This is a genomic window from uncultured Thiodictyon sp. (genome assembly GCF_903828115.1).
Classification (GTDB): Bacteria; Pseudomonadota; Gammaproteobacteria; order Chromatiales; family Chromatiaceae; genus Thiodictyon.
The window spans coordinates 1-2,920 of sequence record NZ_CAIKKU010000425.1; the positions used below are offsets into that span (position 1 = coordinate 1).

The window sequence follows — 2,920 nt, forward strand, 5'->3', positions numbered from 1 at the left end:
AAGACGCCAAGAAGAAACAACGGGATCTCGCAGCATCCGGATCGCCTGATGGGTGAGCCGGATCACTTGGACTTGCTCCCACGCCGGAGCGTGGGAGCGAGACGATAAGCACCCCGTCATTCCGGCAGGATGCCGGAATCCAGTGCCATGGACGGTACGCTTGGGTGAAGCGCAATGCTCAATATCTCGTCTTCTCGTTCCCACGCTCCGCGTGGGAATGCAGTCTTGGCCGCTCCAGCGGCCCGAATGCCTGCGCGACGCTGGAGCGTCTGGACTTGCTCCCACGCCGGAGCGTGGGAGCCAGATGGCGGGTGATGAGGATCTCGGTGCCTTGCTCAACCCGCTCCAGGTAGCGGGAGAGATGCTGGTTGGCATCGCGAATGGAGACGATCTCTTGAGCGCGAATAGGACGGCGCCGAGCCAGCCGCTCATCGGGTATTCTCCCGGATTGACCTAATTTTCGATCTGAGATTCTATACTTTTTCGATTTGGGATTCTATACTTAAAAGATATCAAAGTTGACGGCAGTCGCACGACAGGATTTCTACCGTGATCGAGTCAGAGGACGTCCCCAGCGGGGCGCAGCGCAAACCAGCGCCCTTGCTCAGGCGTCGACTCTGGCTGCTGTGGCTCACGGCCGGGCTGGCCAGCCTCATCATCCTGGGAACCAGCGCCTATGTCATCCACGCCACCGTCCGCGCGGAGCGCGGCCAAGCTGCCATTGAGGCCCGCCTCGCCGCCGATGCCTTCACACAGCACAGCATTGAATTGACGCAACATGTCGATGCGCTCCTGAGCGGGACCCGGTGGGTCTACCGCCAGACGGGCTCGCTCACTGCGACCGAACGCTATATGGACACACTGAAATTCGACCGGTCCGTCGTGTACAACCTCTATCTCATCGACCCGCAGGGGACTGTCCTGATCAGCCACGATCCGGCAATACTCAACCTCAGCGTGGCTGACCGTGACTACTTCCACTTCCATCGGGAGACCCCCGATGACCAGATTTTCATCTCGGCCGTGCGTCCGGGCCGCGTGACGGGCGAACTTCGCTTCAGCATGACCCGACGCATCGACAATCCAGACGGATCATTCGGCGGCGTGGTGCTCGCCGCCTTGGACCCCGAATCCTTCGCAGACTACTTCAGTGGCTTGCACATGGGCGGGGAGAACCTGGTGTCCCTGGTCGGCACCGCGGACCGACTGCCGCGCGCGCGCGTGCCGAAACCGGACCCCGCCAAGTGGGCGGTACCCATCACGAGCCCCCTGTGGAGCGCCCTCGCTCAGGCCCCGACCGGAACCTTTGAGAACACGAGCCCGATCGATGGCATCTTCCGCTTCTTCAGCTACCACAAGGTGGACAATCTGCCGCTGGTCATGCTGGTCGGCTTCTCACGAAAAGACTTGGACCATCGGGTATCAGCGCGGATCGTCTGGCTGTGGCCGGTCGCAACCTCCGTCGCACTGATATTCATGGCCTTGGTCCTGGTGACCGTGGTGCTCCGGGGTCGGGAGCGGCTCGCCACTGCCAACCGGGCACTGCGCCAACTGGCCCTGTTCGATCCGCTGACCGGGTTGGCGAGCCGTACCCTCTTCGCGGACCGACTGGATCACTGCCTGTTGTTGGCCAAGCGCAGTCGCTCGGCAACTGCCCTCTGGTGCATGGACCTGGACGATTTCAAGTCGATCAACGATAGCGCCGGGCACGCGGCGGGTGACGAGGTCTTGAAGACGGTCTCACGGCGGATGCTCGACACGGTGCGCAGCACCGATACGGTTTGCCGCTGGGGTGGGGACGAGTTCCTGATCCTGATGCCATACTGCGACGGCGGACAGGATCTGACCGAGGTGGCCGAGCGCCTGATCGCGCGCGTCAGCGCGCCCATGGAGATCAAGGGAGGCGAGCGGCGAGTCTCGGCGAGCATCGGCGTCGCACGTTTCCCCGAGGACGGACAGACACCCGAAACTCTGCAGGCGGCGGCCGATGCGGCCATGTACCGGGCCAAGCAGGAAGGCAAGGGGCGCGTCGTATCGGCCGCCGATCTTCATTAATCAGGTGACCGTTCTGTTCTCCATTCAGTAAGTCCATTTACGCCACCACCATGAATAACGGAAGCTGCCGCGCTCGGGCTTGAAAAGCCTGTATCTCAAACCAGCTGAAGGTCGAAACCCGCCTTGAACGGATTCTCCAGGCGCATCGCGCCGATGACGCGACCGTCCTGCATATCCTCAGTCAACAGGCGGGTCACGCCCGCGGCCCTGGCGGCTTGCACCAGCATGGCATCCCAGAATGCGAAGTCGTGGTCGATGCTGTAAATCAGGATATTGGTGTCAACGCTGAAGCGCTGCCCGGTCATTCGCCGCGCTCGTGCAGGGCCTCACGATCGAGGCGCACGCCGCCAAGCGCGTAGCCAGTCTCCATGCGTGCACGCAACCGCTCGCGGGCCGCACGTTGGGCCTCGGAGAGGCCGCCTTGGGGGTCCACCCGCAGCAGACGGGCGATGGGCTGGCCGCGACGGGTGATGAGGATCTCGGTGCCTTGCTCAACCCGCTCCAGGTAGCGGGAGAGATGCTGGTTGGCATCGCGAATGGAGACGATCTCTTGCATGGCCGATGGCCCTCGTCCTGCGTGCTACAAATGCCAGTCTAGGCCGATTCCGCACCATCGGCAAGCCGTGGCATGGGTTCCAGCCGCCTTCCTCGCCGCGAGGTCGTTGGTCCGCACAGCGGACTCGACGGGCGCGGAGCCAAACCGTAGGGTCCGCTGTGCGGACCGCGCGTCGGCAATCGAAATGACTGTATGCCTTTAGCGCCGTTGTCGTTGTCGTTGTCGTTGTCGTAATCGAGGTTATCGTGGCGCTCCGGATTCGCTCGCACCCCAAATTGCATCGCTTCTCCGATTACGACAACGACAACG

The 2,920-nt window shown here is 62.6% G+C and carries 5 protein-coding genes and 1 pseudogene; 1 reads left to right on the forward strand and 5 read right to left on the reverse strand.

Translation table 11 applies throughout. The annotated features are described in order from the left end of the window. Positions 1-178 precede the first annotated feature (178 nt). On the reverse strand, positions 179-472 hold the full coding sequence (locus QZY48_RS15610; RefSeq protein ID WP_366929703.1) for a type II toxin-antitoxin system prevent-host-death family antitoxin: 294 nt from the start codon (positions 470-472) through the stop codon (positions 179-181). A gap of 77 nt (positions 473-549) precedes the next feature. Between QZY48_RS15610 and QZY48_RS15615 the strand changes: the two genes are divergently transcribed. Continuing rightward, entirely contained in the window at positions 550-2,055 is a 1,506-nt protein-coding gene (locus QZY48_RS15615) for a sensor domain-containing diguanylate cyclase (RefSeq protein ID WP_295432444.1), read from the forward strand. Here QZY48_RS15615 and QZY48_RS34845 read toward each other — a convergent pair. The 4 genes and pseudogenes from QZY48_RS34845 to QZY48_RS15630 form a co-directional block, all read right to left on the reverse strand. Beyond that, positions 2,052-2,138 (reverse strand): annotated as a pseudogene (locus tag QZY48_RS34845) (DUF4357 domain-containing protein); the annotation flags it as partial. The gene QZY48_RS15615 and the pseudogene QZY48_RS34845 sit on opposite strands and share 4 nt — an antisense overlap. A 12-nt stretch (positions 2,139-2,150) precedes the next feature. Continuing rightward, positions 2,151-2,360 carry a hypothetical protein gene (locus QZY48_RS15620; RefSeq protein WP_295432446.1) on the reverse strand — a complete coding sequence of 70 codons (210 nt, stop codon included), beginning with the start codon at positions 2,358-2,360 and terminating at the stop codon, positions 2,151-2,153. Further along, positions 2,357-2,611, reverse strand: coding sequence for a type II toxin-antitoxin system Phd/YefM family antitoxin (locus QZY48_RS15625; RefSeq protein WP_295432447.1), 255 nt, complete (start codon positions 2,609-2,611; stop codon positions 2,357-2,359). Before QZY48_RS15625 ends, QZY48_RS15620 begins: the two co-directional genes overlap by 4 nt. 38 nt (positions 2,612-2,649) lie before the next feature. After that, complete coding sequence (locus tag QZY48_RS15630; protein WP_295432449.1) at positions 2,650-2,892, reverse strand: hypothetical protein; 243 nt, start codon at positions 2,890-2,892, stop codon at positions 2,650-2,652. Between the last annotated feature and the right edge of the window lie 28 nt (positions 2,893-2,920).

Bases quoted from the DNA above. Each gene is read 5' to 3' on its own strand.
- QZY48_RS15620 (WP_295432446.1), bottom strand. From the start codon at position 2,360: ATGACCGGGCAGCGCTTCAGCGTTGACACCAATATCCTGATTTACAGC.
- QZY48_RS15625 (WP_295432447.1), bottom strand. From the start codon at position 2,611: ATGCAAGAGATCGTCTCCATTCGCGATGCCAACCAGCATCTCTCCCGC.
- QZY48_RS15630 (WP_295432449.1), bottom strand. From the start codon at position 2,892: ATGCAATTTGGGGTGCGAGCGAATCCGGAGCGCCACGATAACCTCGAT.